Here is a 14,724-nt window from a genome sequence, read left to right as displayed (position 1 = left end):
ATTTGACCCATGTTCAAATATATTGGCGACATCGTTAAGGGTACTGGTACCCAGTTGCGCAGCCTGGTCATGGTCTTCGGCCATGGTTTTCGCAAGCGCGACACCCTGCAATACCCGGAAGAAGCGGTCTACCTGCCACCACGCTACCGTGGTCGCATCGTCCTGACCCGCGACCCCGATGGCGAAGAGCGTTGCGTAGCCTGCAACCTGTGCGCCGTGGCTTGCCCGGTGGGTTGCATCTCGCTGCAGAAAGCTGAAACCGAAGACGGTCGCTGGTACCCGGACTTCTTCCGTATCAACTTCTCGCGCTGCATTTTCTGCGGTCTCTGCGAGGAAGCCTGTCCGACCACCGCAATCCAGCTGACACCGGATTTCGAGATGGCCGAGTTCAAACGTCAGGATCTGGTGTACGAGAAAGAAGATCTGTTGATCTCCGGCCCCGGCAAAAACCCTGATTACAACTTCTATCGTGTTGCAGGTATGGCAATCGCTGGCAAGCCGAAAGGCTCCGCGCAGAACGAAGCCGAACCGATCAACGTGAAGAGCTTGCTGCCTTAAGGAAGAACGATGGAATTCGCTTTCTATTTCGCATCGGGTATCGCTGTTGTGTCCACGCTTCGCGTAGTCACCAACACCAACCCTGTGCACGCCCTGCTCTACCTGATCATCTCGTTGATCGCCGTGGCCATGACCTTCTTCGCACTCGGCGCACCGTTCGCCGGCGTGCTGGAAGTGATCGCTTACGCTGGCGCCATCATGGTGCTGTTCGTGTTCGTGGTGATGATGCTCAACCTCGGCCCGGCCTCGGTTCAGCAAGAACGCGTCTGGCTCAAGCCCGGCATCTGGGCCGGCCCGGTGATTCTCGCCGCGCTGCTGCTGGCCGAACTGCTGTATGTGCTGTTCGCTCACCAGAGCGGCCAGGCCATCGGCCACACCACCGTAGACGCGAAAGCCGTGGGCATCAGCCTGTTTGGCCCGTACCTGCTGGTGGTCGAACTCGCCTCGATGCTGCTGCTTGCTGCAGCCGTCACGGCGTTCCATTTGGGCCGTAACGAGGCGAAGGAGTAAGACATGCCTGCTATCCCTCTCGAACATGGATTGGCCGTTGCCGGCATCCTGTTCTGCCTTGGTCTGGTCGGCCTGATGGTCCGCCGCAACATTTTGTTCGTGTTGATGAGTCTGGAAGTGATGATGAACGCCTCTGCACTGGCGTTCATCGTTGCTGGCGCCCGTTGGGGCCAGCCGGATGGACAGATCATGTTCATCCTGGTGATCAGCCTTGCAGCCGCCGAGGCCAGTATTGGTCTGGCGATCCTGCTGCAACTGTATCGCCGCTTCCACACGCTCGATATCGACGCTGCCAGTGAGATGCGCGGATGAATCTTATCTTTCTGACTTTCGTATTCCCTCTGATCGGTTTCCTGCTGCTGTCGTTCTCCCGTGGACGCTGGTCGGAAAACCTCTCGGCGCTGATCGGCGTGGGTTCCATTGGCTTGTCGGCGATTGTCGCCGCCTACGTCATCTGGCAATTCAACGTCGCACCACCCGAAGGCGGTCACTACACGCTGGTACTGTGGAAGTGGATGGCGGTCGAAGGCTTCAAGCCTGACTTCGCCCTCTATATCGACGGCCTGTCGATCACCATGCTCGGCGTGGTCGTTGGCGTGGGTTTCCTGATCCACCTGTTCGCGTCCTGGTACATGCGCGGCGAAGCGGGCTACTCGCGCTTCTTCTCGTACACCAACCTGTTTATCGCCAGCATGCTGTTCCTGGTGCTCGGCGATAACCTGTTGTTCCTGTACTTCGGCTGGGAAGGCGTGGGCCTGTGCTCGTACCTGTTGATCGGTTTCTACTACAGCAACCGCAACAACGGTAACGCCGCACTCAAGGCTTTCATCGTGACCCGGATCGGCGACGTGTTCATGGCCATCGGCCTGTTCATCCTGTTCCAGCAAGTGGGCACGCTGAACATCCAGGAACTGCTGGTGCTGGCACCGCAGAAATTCCAGGTCGGCGACTTCTGGATCACCCTGGCAACCCTGATGCTGCTGGGTGGCGCGGTCGGTAAATCGGCGCAACTGCCACTGCAGACCTGGCTGGCGGACGCGATGGCCGGCCCCACTCCGGTTTCGGCACTGATCCACGCCGCAACCATGGTGACCGCCGGTGTTTACCTGATCGCCCGTACCCACGGTCTGTTCACCCTGGCGCCGGAAATCCTCCACCTGGTCGGCATCGTTGGTGGTGTGACCCTGGTACTGGCCGGTTTCGCCGCGCTGGTTCAAACCGACATCAAACGTATCCTCGCCTACTCGACCATGAGCCAGATCGGCTACATGTTCCTGGCGCTGGGCGTTGGTGCATGGGATGGCGCGATTTTCCACCTGATGACCCACGCCTTCTTCAAGGCCCTGCTGTTCCTTGCTTCCGGTGCGGTGATCGTTGCCTGCCACCACGAGCAGAACATCTTCAAGATGGGCGGTCTGTGGAAAAAACTGCCACTGGCCTACGCCAGCTTCATCGTCGGCGGCGCGGCACTGGCTGCCCTGCCACTGGTCACCGCAGGCTTCTACTCCAAGGACGAAATCCTTTGGGAAGCGTTCGCCAGCGGCAACCACGGTCTGCTTTACGCAGGTCTGGTCGGCGCGTTCATGACGTCGCTGTACACCTTCCGCCTGATCTTCATCACGTTCCACGGTGAAGCCAAGACTGAAGCCCACGCCGGTCACGGCATCTCGCACTGGCTGCCACTGTCGGTGCTGATCGTGCTGTCGACCTTCGTCGGCGCCATGATCGTGCCACCGCTGCACGGCGTGCTGCCAGAAAGCGTTGGCCATGCCGGTGGCGAAGCCAAGCACAGTCTGGAAATCGCTTCGGGCGCCATTGCCCTGGCCGGTATCCTGCTGGCAGCGCTGCTGTTCCTCGGCAAGCGTCGCTTCGTCACGGCGATCGCCAACAGCGGCATCGGCCGCTTCCTTTCGGCCTGGTGGTTCGCTGCCTGGGGCTTCGACTGGATCTACGACAAACTGTTCGTCAAGCCTTACCTGGCGATCAGCCACGTACTGCGCAAAGACCCGCTCGACCAGACCATCGGTCTGATCCCGCGTATGGCCAAGGGTGGTCACACTGCCCTGAGCCGCACCGAGACCGGTCAACTGCGTTGGTACGCTGCTTCGATGGCTGCTGGTGCCGTGCTGGTAATCGGCGCCATCGTGCTGGTAGCGGTCTGATATGAACCTTGCGAATTTGCGAAAGGAAACGAGCCCGTCATGATTCTGCCTTGGCTAATCCTGATCCCCTTCATCGGCGGCCTGCTGTGCTGGATGGGTGAGCGCTTCGGCGCTACCCTCCCGCGCTGGATTGCGCTGTTGACCATGACCCTGGAACTCGCCCTCGGCCTCTGGCTGTGGGCCCACGGTGACTATTCATTTGCACCGGCGCCTGGCGCCGATCCGACCTGGGCGCTTGAGTTCAAGCATGTCTGGATCCAGCGCTTCGGCATCAACGTGCACCTGGCCCTCGACGGCCTGTCGCTGTTGATGATCCTGCTGACCGGTCTGCTGGGTATCCTCTCGGTACTCTGCTCGTGGAAAGAGATTCAACGTCACGTTGGCTTCTTCCACCTGAACCTGATGTGGATCCTCGGCGGCGTTGTCGGCGTGTTCCTCGCCCTCGACCTGTTCATGTTCTTCTTCTTCTGGGAAATGATGCTGGTGCCGATGTACTTCCTCATCGCGCTCTGGGGTCACAGTTCTTCGGACGGCAAGAAAACCCGGATCTACGCAGCGACCAAGTTCTTCATCTTCACTCAGGCTTCCGGCCTGATCATGCTGGTGGCGATCCTCGGTCTGGTGCTGGTCAACTTCAACAACACTGGCGTGATTACCTTCAACTACGCCGACCTGTTGAAAACCAAGATGTCGATGACCACCGAGTACATCCTGATGCTCGGTTTCTTCATCGCCTTCGCGGTCAAGCTGCCAGTCGTACCGTTCCACTCGTGGTTGCCTGATGCCCACGCCCAGGCGCCGACTGCCGGTTCCGTCGACCTCGCCGGTATCTTGCTGAAAACCGCTGCCTACGGCCTGCTGCGTTTCGCCCTGCCGCTGTTCCCGAATGCTTCGGCCGAGTTTGCGCCGATCGCCATGACCCTCGGTCTGGTCGGGATCTTCTACGGTGCGTTCCTCGCTTTCGCACAAACCGACATCAAGCGTCTGATTGCCTTCTCGTCCGTTTCCCACATGGGTTTCGTGTTGATCGGCATCTACTCCGGCAGCCAACTGGCGCTGCAAGGTGCAGTGATCCAGATGCTCGCGCACGGTGTGTCGGCGGCGGCACTGTTTATCCTCAGCGGTCAGTTGTACGAGCGTCTGCACACGCGTGACATGCGTGAGATGGGCGGTCTGTGGTCGCGTATTGCTTACCTGCCGGCGATCAGCCTGTTCTTTGCAGCCGCGTCCTTGGGTCTGCCGGGTACCGGTAACTTTGTCGGTGAGTTCCTGATCCTGATCGGTTCTTTCGCCAGTTGGCCTTGGATCACTGCGATTGCCACCTCCGGTCTGGTGTTCGGTTCGGTCTACTCGCTGATCATGATCCACCGTGCGTACTTCGGTCCGTCGAAATCGGATTCGATTCTGCACGGTATGGACGCTCGCGAACTGATCATGGTGCTAGGCCTTGCGGTGCTGCTGATTTACCTCGGCGTCTACCCGCAACCGTTCCTCGACACTTCTGCCGCCACGATGCATGGCGTACAGCAGTGGCTCGGCACCGCCTTCACTCAACTCGCTTCGGCCCGGTAAGAGCGCTATGGAATTCACGATTCAACACTTTATTGCGCTTGCGCCACTGTTGATCACCAGCCTCACCATTATCGTGGTGATGCTGGCGATCGCCTGGCGCCGCAATCACTCGCAGACCTTCCTGATCTCGGTCGCCGGTCTGAACCTGGCCTTGCTGTCGATCCTGCCTGCCTTGAAAGTCGCGCCTCTGGCCGTGACCCCATTGCTGCAGATCGATGCGTTCGCCTGCCTGTACATGGCGCTGATCCTGGTCGCCACCCTCGCCTGCGTCACCCTCGCCCACGCCTATCTGGGCGACGGCGGTTCGGGTTACCCGGGCAACCGTGAAGAACTGTACCTGCTGATCCTGATGGCCGCCGCCGGTGGTCTGGTTCTGGTCAGCGCGCAGCACCTGGCCGGGTTGTTCATCGGTCTGGAACTGCTCTCGGTGCCGGTTTACGGTCTGGTGGCTTATGCCTTCTTCAACAAGCGTTCGCTGGAAGCCGGCATCAAATACATGGTGCTGTCGGCCGCCGGTTCTGCATTCCTGTTGTTCGGTATGGCGCTGCTGTACGCCGATTCGGGTTCGCTGAGCTTCGTTGGCATCGGTCAGGCTCTGGCTGCGACTGGCCTACCTAGCTCGCTGGCACAACTGGGCCTGGGCATGATGCTGATCGGTCTGGCGTTCAAGCTGTCGCTGGTACCGTTCCACCTGTGGACGCCGGACGTTTACGAAGGTGCTCCGGCACCGGTGGCTGCGTTCCTCGCGACTGCGTCGAAGGTTGCGGTGTTTGCGGTGATGGTGCGTCTGTTCCAGATCTCCCCTGCTGCCAGCAGCGGCGTCCTGAGCGACGTGCTGACCGTTATCGCCATCGCCTCGATCCTGTTCGGTAACCTGCTGGCCCTGACCCAGAGCAACCTCAAGCGTCTGCTCGGTTACTCATCCATCGCGCACTTCGGCTACCTGCTGATCGCGCTGGTGGCTAGCAAGGGTCTGGCGGTGGAAGCCATCGGCGTGTACCTGGTGACTTATGTGATCACCAGCCTCGGCGCCTTCGGCGTGATCACCCTGATGTCCTCGCCGTACAACGGCCGTGACGCGGACGCCCTGTACGAATACCGCGGCCTGTTCTGGCGCCGTCCGTACCTGACCGCCGTGCTGACCGTGATGATGCTGTCGCTGGCGGGTATCCCGCTGACCGCTGGCTTCATCGGCAAGTTCTACATCATCGCCACCGGTGTTGAATCGCATCAATGGTGGCTGGTCGGGTCCTTGGTACTGGGCAGCGCCATCGGCGTCTTCTACTACCTGCGCGTGATGGTCACCCTGTACCTGATCGAGCCAAACCTGCGTCGTCACGACGCCCAGCTGCACTGGGAACAGAAGGCAGGCGGCGTGATGCTGCTGGCCATCGCCCTGGTCGCGTTCTTCCTGGGTGTGTACCCGCAGCCATTGCTGACGCTGGTTCAGCAGGCGGGTCTGGCGGGCTGATTGCTTGGCTGGCTACACATGAAAACGGCACCTTCGGGTGCCGTTTTTGTTTTTACGGGATTCGACATCGCGAGTGTTTGGGAAGCCCGCTCCCACAGGTTTCGGCGCTGCTCAGCAACCTGAGTTACACCCGGATTAATGTGGGAGCGAGCCTGCTCGCGAAGGCGTCGGCACATCCAACATCTTCATTGCCTGCCATTGCGCTATCGCGAGCAGGTTCGCACCTGCAGTTTGCCTTGCTGTCAGCCAGTGACAGTCGTTCCGTCATAGCCATTATGAATGGTGAAACTTACAACCTGGCCATCGTCATAGTAGACATAGATCCAACCATCTGACTGAGTATTGCGCTGCACATCTTCCGAACCGGAAACACTGACAGTCACCGCAACATCCCCCGCAGGCTGTCCCGAGAATGCGGACGTCACACGAATGCCATACCTCCAACGCCCATCAATCTGACTGGGGCCGTCCCTTTCAGTGATCTCGACCTTGTTGTGCCCAAGAGACATTGGCATTTCGCCAGACTTGAGGAACCACCCCAGCAATGCCAAGCGCATTGCGAAATTGCCACTTTTGCTGCTGGTGAAGCAATCCAGCGACCAGCTCACTCCACTCTCCTTCATGGTTTGGACCAGCGGACGCAGGGTGACCCCGAGGTCTACTGCTTCCGGGGTAAACTCCGGCAATACGGGCAGGCCAATTATTGGGCTATCGGGTTTGGGTCGCACAGTTAGGGTATGCCTCGCACCCAGGCAGGGATAGACCGCTTCACCTCCGAATACCTGCGGGAATGTATCGAGCTCGACATCCAGGGTATGAACAAAATCTTCCGTTATCACCCGCCCCGGTAATTGCCAGTCGGACAGCACCGGACTGGTCAGCCGTAAACCGAAAATACCGCTTTGACCCTCCGCCGAAGAAATGAACCAAGTCAGCATGGGTGCTTCCACTTTCTGCGGCGTTCCCAGTGGCGGGACTACGGTCAGCCCCTCCGCAGTGCCCCACATGTCTTGCAAGGTGACGTAAGTACCCCACAAGTGATTACCGTCTTTGAATGTGAGAGTCAGTAAGAGGGTTTTTCCCGCCGCCAGCACGAGATCGTGCAAGTCCAACTTAACGTTCTGACCGCCCAGAGTTAGCTGGGCTTGCTGCGCCCAGTCATCGTGCAATCGGGCGTTAACCTCGTAGAGCTGGGTCATGACAACGCCGTCGTTATCGTTGGTGATATCCGCCACGACTTCACTTTTGCCCACAGTTTCAGGTGTGTAGGCGTAATAAGCCCAACCATCGCTGTCGGTCACAGTGGTATCCAGGATGTCCTCCTGGCCGTTGAGGCGCCATTGCACGGCTACCCCTTCGGCCGCCTCGCCACTGTTACCGGACAAGACCTGAACCCGCAACTTCACGCTTTGCCCGGAGCCGACCACCGGATTGGCGAGTACCGGGGTAGAGTCGCCGATTCCGTACAGGGACTCGACCACCTTGAAGGTGCGGGCGTCTGACCATCCAGAACTGTCCCCCTCATCTGTCTGCTGTACCTCAACGGAGTAGTCGCCGATGGGCCAAGGCTCCCTGGCAGTCCATCGCCAGGGCTTTACACCGGTAATGGTGTCAATCAGCTTCTCGGAATCGGCATGACGCAGCATTATCTCCCCTCGGGTTTCACCTGTGCCTCTGATCGTGGGGGTGCGCGATGCATTATGGCCTTCTCCCGGCGCTTCAATGATGGGTTTTTGCGGCAGCTCTTTCACCGTGAAGCGATGAGGTCCACTCCATTCGGACACGGGTCCACCAGCCTTTTGTCTGACCTGGAGGACGTTCGTTCCGGGAGTCAACGGCGTCTCGACCGTAAACTCCAGAATGCCATCGACGTCCGCGTTGTACTCATGCAACGTAGCCCCCTCCTCAAGCCGCACGGTATGCAGTGCACCGGCCAGACCTCTGACCTTGATGGTCGGCCGTGTCGAGGTTCTGGCGCCCGGCATCGGTAGTAGAAATTGCGGGGCTTCAGGTTTTTCCCCCACCTCCACGGAGAACGTACATTCATCACTGGGATCGGAAGCCACCGTGTTGACGGTCTGCACAACCTTGACTGTGTTGATGCCCGGCGCCCAATCATCCAAGGGTGTAAAGGTACGGCTTGTTCCGCCGTCGCTGAAGTCACCAGCCACCGGATGGTTGGCCTCGGTAAACATGGCCAGGTTGACGCTACCCTCCCAAACGCCGGTAATCATCAAAGCCTCGTCCGCTGCCGCCGGATCGGGGGGTGGGCTGATCATGGGTTTCGGTGGTTTGATTTTGAAGTTGATCACCCCGGTATCAGGAGAATCCTGCCCGGCTACTGCCTGTCTGGCCTGAACAACCTTGGGACCCGGTTGCCAGGTGAAGTCATTGGTCCAGCTCGTGCCGGTCACCTGCACAGGACCAAGATCAGTACCGCCGCTCCAGACCGTCACCGTCGCGCCAGGTTCACAGGTGCCTTGTACTTGCAGGGCGACATAGCTTTCGCCCTCCTTGGGGAGCGAAATTTGCGGAGCCTGAGGTTTCACTGCAAGCGTCACCAGCTCGCTGAGATCGGACCCCACATTGTTTACAACCTGCCTGGCCTGAACCTTGGTGATACCCGCTGCCCAGTCCTCTTTCGCAGTGAACGTCCGGGTGGTTCCAGTGGGGCTGAAATCACCGGCAATCGTTGCACCTGCCTCCGAATACATTTGCAAAAGGCTGGCATTGGCCCAGACATCCGTAATGGTCAGCACCTGTTGCGCTGCAGTCGGATTGGGTGGCTGAACTACCGTCGGCGGCGGCGGTTTTACTATGAAGTTGATAACCACACTGTGATCAGATTGCATCTCTCTGACCGTCTGGATTGCGTGAACAACCTTGGGACCCGGTTGCCAATCGAAGCGGTTCTTCCAGTTCGTACCCACTACCTCAGTCGGCCCGAGATGAGTACCGCCACTCCAGACATTGACCGTCGCTCCGGCCTCACAGGTGCCCTGCACCTCAAGTGTGTTATAGCGTTCCTTCTCCTCGGGGAGCGTAATCCGCGGCGCCGGTGGTTTCACTGATACAGCCACAAGCGCGCTGTCATCGGAGCGGACATTGTTCACCGTCTGTGTGACCTTGACCCTGGTGGTGCCCAACAACCAACTGCCTGGATGTGTGAACGTGCTGGTTGCCCCTTCGGTTTTGAAACTCCCGTCAATCCGGACACCCGCCTCAGTGAACATTTCCAGATGCGCACCGGACACTACGCCGGTGATGGTCAGCAGCTCTTTCGCAGCCGCTGGAACAGGGGGCGATTGAATCACCGGTTTGGGTGGTTTGATGGTGAACTCGAGCACACCAGTAGCAGCGGACGTCTGTCCATTTACTGTCTGCACCGCTTTGACGTGTTTTGCGCCGGGCAACCAGGGGTAAGCGAAGGACCATGTGTTCCCGCTGTAGCTCAAAGTGCCCACGATTGGCCTGCTGCCAGTGTCTTGCACCACAACTGTCGCCCCCGCCATGCGGGTTCCTTTCACCAGGACATTGGCCAGATGACTGGTTTTTGGCGCAGGTTCGGTAATCGCTGGTACGAGTGGTTTTACCTCGAACGTTTTACCGACTGCCCAATCTGACTCGTGCCCCCCTGCGACCTGTCGGGCAGTGATTAGGTACGAATTGGGTGCCCACGCTGAGGTAGCGGTCATCGACCACGAGCCATCCTGCCTAACAGTCCCGACCAACTGGGCTCCTCCGGCCCCCCCTGAAAGCCAGATTTCAATCCTGGCATTGCGAAGCCCCCCGTACCCACTGATCGTAGGTTTGCCGCCAGCATCAACAGATACGGTGGATATGACCGGCTTGAACAGCACGATAAATTGCACGTTGACTGCCCAGTCGGATGTTTCACCGTTCAACGTTTGCCGGGCCGTCATATTGAAAGGATTGGCCATCCACAAAGGTTCTTTCAGTTGAACCGACCATGTTCCATCGCTGAGGACTTGCGTGGTCGCAAAAATTATAGTGCCAACACCGCCCTCAAACAGTTGGACCGAGGCACCAGCCACCCCTCTTCCGCTGAGTGTTGGTCGAGGGATCCATACTATCGCCGGGTTGGAAACGGACGGCGGTGGAGGCTTAGACGAACCGGCCATTGTCAGGTCCCCTGACCACGCCCAGTCACTCCAGCCAAGGAACTTTTTATATTCAACTTTGAAATAGAAGCGTGCGCCGGGCGGAATCAAACCAGGCTCTACCGTCTGGAAGATTAGCGTAGCGGCTGTAGGCGTTCCTGAGTACCTCTTCAATTTGGTGCTGTTGATATAAATGTCGATATTCCATTTGCTGCCCGGGGGCACGGTGACGATTGCATCAATGTCGAAACCCTGAGAAACAGTTGTTCCCGCTAAGGGCTTGGTGATGATGGGCGCGATCCACAAGACATTGTCACGTTCACCATCACCTTCACTATCGTCTCCGACAACTCCATCATCATTAGCCATGGTTTGATCTCCTGCACCCGGTGAAGTGTTTATGTCGCACCACTTTCACGGATGACCTGAAAAAAACCACCTGTAAGAACTGACAGTACAGATGAACGGTCGACAATGTCTTTGCGCATTGCCCTTAGGGCTGGCACTAAAGGGCTTTAAAGGGATCGATTGATTTGCAGAATAATGAATAAAAAAGTGTTTTTTTAAATTTATTAGGTATAAGGAAATGGTCCTCACCTGTCAGGTCTGACAGGTTACGGCGCCTCGATTTACCGTTAGCGTGATCCTGCCGGGCATTGCATCCCCCCAATGCCACCCTTCTGGTAGGAGAACCACCGTCATGGCCGATGACAACAACTCGCTGATGAATGCGCTCGTCAAAACTGAAGGTTTGTTGAAAAAGGGACGAGTCGATTTTGCGAAGGCCATGCAGAAAATGGGCTTCACCTCGGTTTTCGATATCGTTCGTTTGTCCAGGCCGGCGTTCATTCGCCAACTCGCCACACTCTCTGACGCCAATGCCGGGCTGGCTTATGACAATGCCATGGCGTACGCGGTGCTGATTGCGCGCTTGTATCGTGAGCACAAGACTTCGTCCGGAACATTCCAGCAACTTGCCCAGCGCACGGGAATTCGTGCGCTGGCGCCGCTGGGGCCGACATTTTCCAATCTGTTCAATGAGAACTGGGACGAGTTCTGCAAGGTCGGCGCCATGGCCGCTCTAGATGGGCCGGTGGCTTTTCTGATTGCACAGAAGGTGTTTAACGAGCAGCTGGAGGGAACCAGCAATGACCCCAAACGCATCTTGCTGGACAGACGCCGCCCCGACCTGAAAGACCTGTTGATCACCCACGAAAACACCTTTACCCCAAGGCCGATGCTGGAAATCGTCAATGAAGTGCTGGGCCGCAACCTGCGCACTTACCTGGATGGCAATGAGGCCGACGAAACCAAGTCCACTCATCAGGTGCTGGCCGAGCGGCGTTACCCCTTCGAACTGCCCTACAACTTCTATCACCATCAATGCCAATTGGCGCTGGCCGAAAAAAAGCCGCGACTGGGGGAGTTGAATTACCGGGCCAGTCGGGTCTTGCCGATCCAGCAGCAAGCAACCAACCAATATGGCCGAGTGACCGTGCCGGTGCAGCAGGCGCAACGGCTATTGTCCGGGTTGAGCCCACAGCAGCAGGCATTGCTGATCGAAGCCTCGGTGTTCAGCAATTTCTATCTGACACGCCATGACCTGCTCAGGGGATGGAAGAGCGCCGGCACAACTCATTTGCGCCCTCATGCACCCTTGGGGACCTGTTATCTGCTCCCCTTGGCCCAAGAAGACATCGGCACGGTTACCCCGGCGGCGGATGTCCCCACCCTTGCGTCGGGAGACGGAGAAACAAACGTGACAAACGTCACCTTTCGCAAAGCGGATCAAACCGAGAACGGTATTGTCGGGTTCAGATCCATAACTTTTACTTCAGAAAAAGGCTGGTTACTCAACTGCCTGCACGCGCCCTCAGTCAACACACTGACCACCTACCTCACGGTCGATCCGGCGTTACCCCAACCCGCTGAGGATGGATACACGGCCAGATTCGATCTGCTGACTGCCACCGGCACCGTTGCTGAACCGGTGAACCTGGCCCGCCAACGCTTCACCCTCACCCTTGATGAGGAATACAACCTGAGTGACCCGGAGCGGGAATTCTTCAAAAAAGCCTATGGGGTCGAAGTCACGCAAAGCTCGCCGCTGTGGCAGTTGACCCTGCTCACCGACTTCATGGCGCACACCGGCCTGCACGCCGAGCAAGTGGAAAGACTGCTGTGCCGACGCCAATATGCGGTGCGTTTGTCAGCCAACTGCCCGAGCAGCAATGCGCAACACACCGGCGTAACGATCCCGGGCATTACCGGTAAGGTATTGGCCTTTCCCCACGCGAACCACTATGGCGCCTGCTACGTCAACGGCACTGGCACCGGGGCGGATCTTTACGACAGCGAACTGGCACCCACTCCCGAATCGATCATTCGTGACCAGTTCGACAATGCCATGGGGCTGGAGCGAGACACGCTGGGCGATAACAAGCGCTGGCGTATGACCAAGACCTCACTTGAGCGTCTCGACCGTCTGCAACGCATGATCCGTCTGCAGCGCTGGAGCGGCATTCCCTTTGCCAAACTGGACACATTGATCATCAGCGCCATCCGCGCCGAGGGCGAAACCAACCTGGGCATGGAACTCAATGAAAACACCCTGCGCGCTCTGGGGGTCTATCGCTATCTGAACCAGCGTTACGGCATCGAGCCCGAAGAGTTCGCGGCGCTGATGCACGACCTCTCGCCCTACGCCAGCGGCAAGGACGAGGTGCCGTTGTTCGATCAGGTGTTCAATCGGGTGCAACTGTTCGACACACCGCTGATTCTCGATCAAACGCCCATTGACCTGGCCGCCACCGATGCCGCTACGCAGAAAACCCTGCTGCAACTGTGCGCCGGCCTCGGTGTACAACCGACCGAAGATTCATTGCTGTTGATTGCCAAACAGACCAACAGTTATCTGAAACCCTTGAAACGTGACCTGCCCACCGTTTCTTCGCTTTACCGTCAGGCGCGAATTGCCCGGCTTTTCGGCTACTCCGTCGCCGACTTGCTGACATTGGCGGGATTGCTCGGTGGCGGCGCCTACAAAACGGCGCTGGCGAATGGCCGGTTGAGTCCGCAGACAGCAACGCCAGCAACGCCAGCAACGCCAGATGCGGACATCCTCGATGTGCTGATGCAACTGGACTGGGCCGTCGACTGGCTCAAGGACAGCCAGCAGACCGTCGCGCAATTGCAGCAACGTCTTGGGCCCGATGTACCGCTGGCGGCAGACCAGGGCGAGGATGACCTGAAAGCCAGAAGGGCTGCGTCCGCTCCCCTGCCCGACGACCTGCTCGAGCGCCTCGCCCGATTGCAGACCGACACCCAGCGAAGCCGTGTTACGGCGCAACAGATTGCCGCACTGGGCTTGCCCCGCTATGACAATAGCACCCCCAATCCGTTGGAAATCGACTGGCCCTTCTTATTGGTCAACCACGATCTGCTCGATGAAGACGGCCTGTTACCCGGGCTCGATCAACCACTGACGCTGATGGACGAGCCCATCACCTGGCTGCAGGCAGGCGTTGCTGACCTGGTCAAAGACCTCAAGCTGACACAACCGGTCAAAGAGCTCTGCGAAGACAAAATCGTCGAACTCTTGCTCGCCGCGCACGACCGGCAAACACAGTTGCTTGAAGGGTTGCTCCAGGAAACCGCCAAGCTGCCGACGGAGCGCTGCGTCGCGGTGATCCACTGGGCGCACTCTTCGGTTTACAGCGTGTTGCTCGAGGCCCTCGAAGATGAAGTCACCTCCCGGCTGATCGAACACTTCCAGCGCGTAGCGCGCCATGCCGAGATCGCCGTGCAACTGCGCTTGAGCAACAGTGCATTGCGTCTGTTCGTGGTCAATCCGCACATGCTCGACGGTGATCTGTACAGCGGCGGCAGCGAGCCCTCGCTGAGCGACCTATATCTGTTCGAACGCTTCAGTCATTGGTTCCACAACCAAAGCCAATCGGAAGACAGCCTGCTGAGCTACTTCAGCCTTGCCAACCCACCTGCGGACAAACTGAAGAACAAAGCCCTGCGCAAGGCCGTCGGCGAATCGGCCAACAGCGCGCTGGCCCGGCTGCTGGAGTGGTCCGAAAAAGAAGTGAGCGCGCTGACCGAGACCCTTACCGTAAAACGTGCCCGCTCGATGGCAGAGGTGGATTGGGTACGTCGTTGTCAGGCGACCTGCCGCGCCAGCGGGCTCTCCGCCGCTGCACTGCTGCAAGCGACCGGGCTGCATGACCAGAGCCCGCTGGAGGCCTGGAAAACCGTCGGTGATGCGGTCACGGCCGCCAGCACTGGCTCTGACGCCACACTTGCCAATGGTTGAGGAATGATC

Annotated in this window: 8 protein-coding genes; 7 read left to right on the top strand and 1 reads right to left on the bottom strand. The window is 58.5% G+C overall.

Going from position 1 to position 14,724, the window contains the following annotated elements; translation table 11 throughout:
- Positions 1–9: 9 nt before the first annotated feature.
- The 6 genes from nuoI to nuoN are packed head-to-tail and all read left to right on the top strand — an operon-like array spanning position 10 to position 6,273.
- A complete protein-coding gene (gene nuoI / locus HUW52_RS12980) occupies positions 10–558 on the top strand; it encodes an NADH-quinone oxidoreductase subunit NuoI (protein WP_007920177.1) in 549 nt (182 codons plus the stop codon).
- 9 nt (positions 559–567) lie between these two features.
- Entirely contained in the window at positions 568–1,068 is a 501-nt protein-coding gene (nuoJ, locus tag HUW52_RS12975) for an NADH-quinone oxidoreductase subunit J (RefSeq protein WP_007920176.1), read from the top strand.
- A 3-nt stretch (positions 1,069–1,071) separates the two neighbouring features.
- Positions 1,072–1,380, top strand: a complete 309-nt coding sequence (gene nuoK / locus HUW52_RS12970; RefSeq protein ID WP_003223790.1) for an NADH-quinone oxidoreductase subunit NuoK — start codon at positions 1,072–1,074, stop codon at positions 1,378–1,380.
- Positions 1,377–3,230 carry an NADH-quinone oxidoreductase subunit L gene (gene nuoL, locus HUW52_RS12965; RefSeq protein WP_123376613.1) on the top strand — a complete coding sequence of 618 codons (1,854 nt, stop codon included), beginning with the start codon at positions 1,377–1,379 and terminating at the stop codon, positions 3,228–3,230. The genes nuoK and nuoL overlap by 4 nt, the downstream gene beginning before the upstream one ends.
- 39 nt (positions 3,231–3,269) lie before the next feature.
- On the top strand, positions 3,270–4,802 hold the full coding sequence (gene nuoM, locus HUW52_RS12960) for an NADH-quinone oxidoreductase subunit M (protein ID WP_175553853.1): 1,533 nt from the start codon (positions 3,270–3,272) through the stop codon (positions 4,800–4,802).
- Between the two features lie 7 nt (positions 4,803–4,809).
- Positions 4,810–6,273 (top strand): NADH-quinone oxidoreductase subunit NuoN, encoded by a 1,464-nt coding sequence (gene nuoN / locus HUW52_RS12955; protein ID WP_175553852.1) that lies wholly within the window; start codon positions 4,810–4,812, stop codon positions 6,271–6,273.
- Positions 6,274–6,515: 242 nt separating this feature from the next.
- Here nuoN and HUW52_RS12950 read toward each other — a convergent pair whose 3' ends face one another.
- Positions 6,516–10,763, bottom strand: coding sequence for a hypothetical protein (locus HUW52_RS12950; RefSeq protein ID WP_175553851.1), 4,248 nt, complete (start codon positions 10,761–10,763; stop codon positions 6,516–6,518).
- Positions 10,764–11,094: 331 nt separating this feature from the next.
- On the opposite strand from HUW52_RS12950, the gene HUW52_RS12945 reads away from it, so the two are divergent.
- The gene (locus HUW52_RS12945; protein ID WP_175553850.1) at positions 11,095–14,715 is read left to right on the top strand and encodes a Tc toxin subunit A; all 3,621 of its coding nucleotides are present in this window, start codon (positions 11,095–11,097) and stop codon (positions 14,713–14,715) included.
- Positions 14,716–14,724: the final 9 nt, after the last annotated feature.

The sequence above is a fragment of the Pseudomonas sp. 43A genome, assembly GCF_013363935.1.
Lineage (GTDB): Bacteria > Pseudomonadota > Gammaproteobacteria > Pseudomonadales > Pseudomonadaceae > Aquipseudomonas > Aquipseudomonas crudilactis.
The sequence above is the reverse complement of the archived record's forward strand: the minus strand, read 5'-3'. Positions and strand labels throughout refer to the sequence as shown.

What these genes read in the sequence shown, in the direction of transcription:
- HUW52_RS12950 (WP_175553851.1), bottom strand. Translation starts at nt 10,763, where the DNA reads ATGGCTAATGATGATGGAGTTGTCGGAGACGATAGTGAAGGTGATGGT.
- nuoL (WP_123376613.1), top strand. Translation starts at nt 1,377, where the DNA reads ATGAATCTTATCTTTCTGACTTTCGTATTCCCTCTGATCGGTTTCCTG.
- nuoK (WP_003223790.1), top strand. Translation starts at nt 1,072, where the DNA reads ATGCCTGCTATCCCTCTCGAACATGGATTGGCCGTTGCCGGCATCCTG.
- nuoM (WP_175553853.1), top strand. Translation starts at nt 3,270, where the DNA reads ATGATTCTGCCTTGGCTAATCCTGATCCCCTTCATCGGCGGCCTGCTG.
- nuoN (WP_175553852.1), top strand. Translation starts at nt 4,810, where the DNA reads ATGGAATTCACGATTCAACACTTTATTGCGCTTGCGCCACTGTTGATC.
- nuoI (WP_007920177.1), top strand. Translation starts at nt 10, where the DNA reads ATGTTCAAATATATTGGCGACATCGTTAAGGGTACTGGTACCCAGTTG.
- HUW52_RS12945 (WP_175553850.1), top strand. Translation starts at nt 11,095, where the DNA reads ATGGCCGATGACAACAACTCGCTGATGAATGCGCTCGTCAAAACTGAA.
- nuoJ (WP_007920176.1), top strand. Translation starts at nt 568, where the DNA reads ATGGAATTCGCTTTCTATTTCGCATCGGGTATCGCTGTTGTGTCCACG.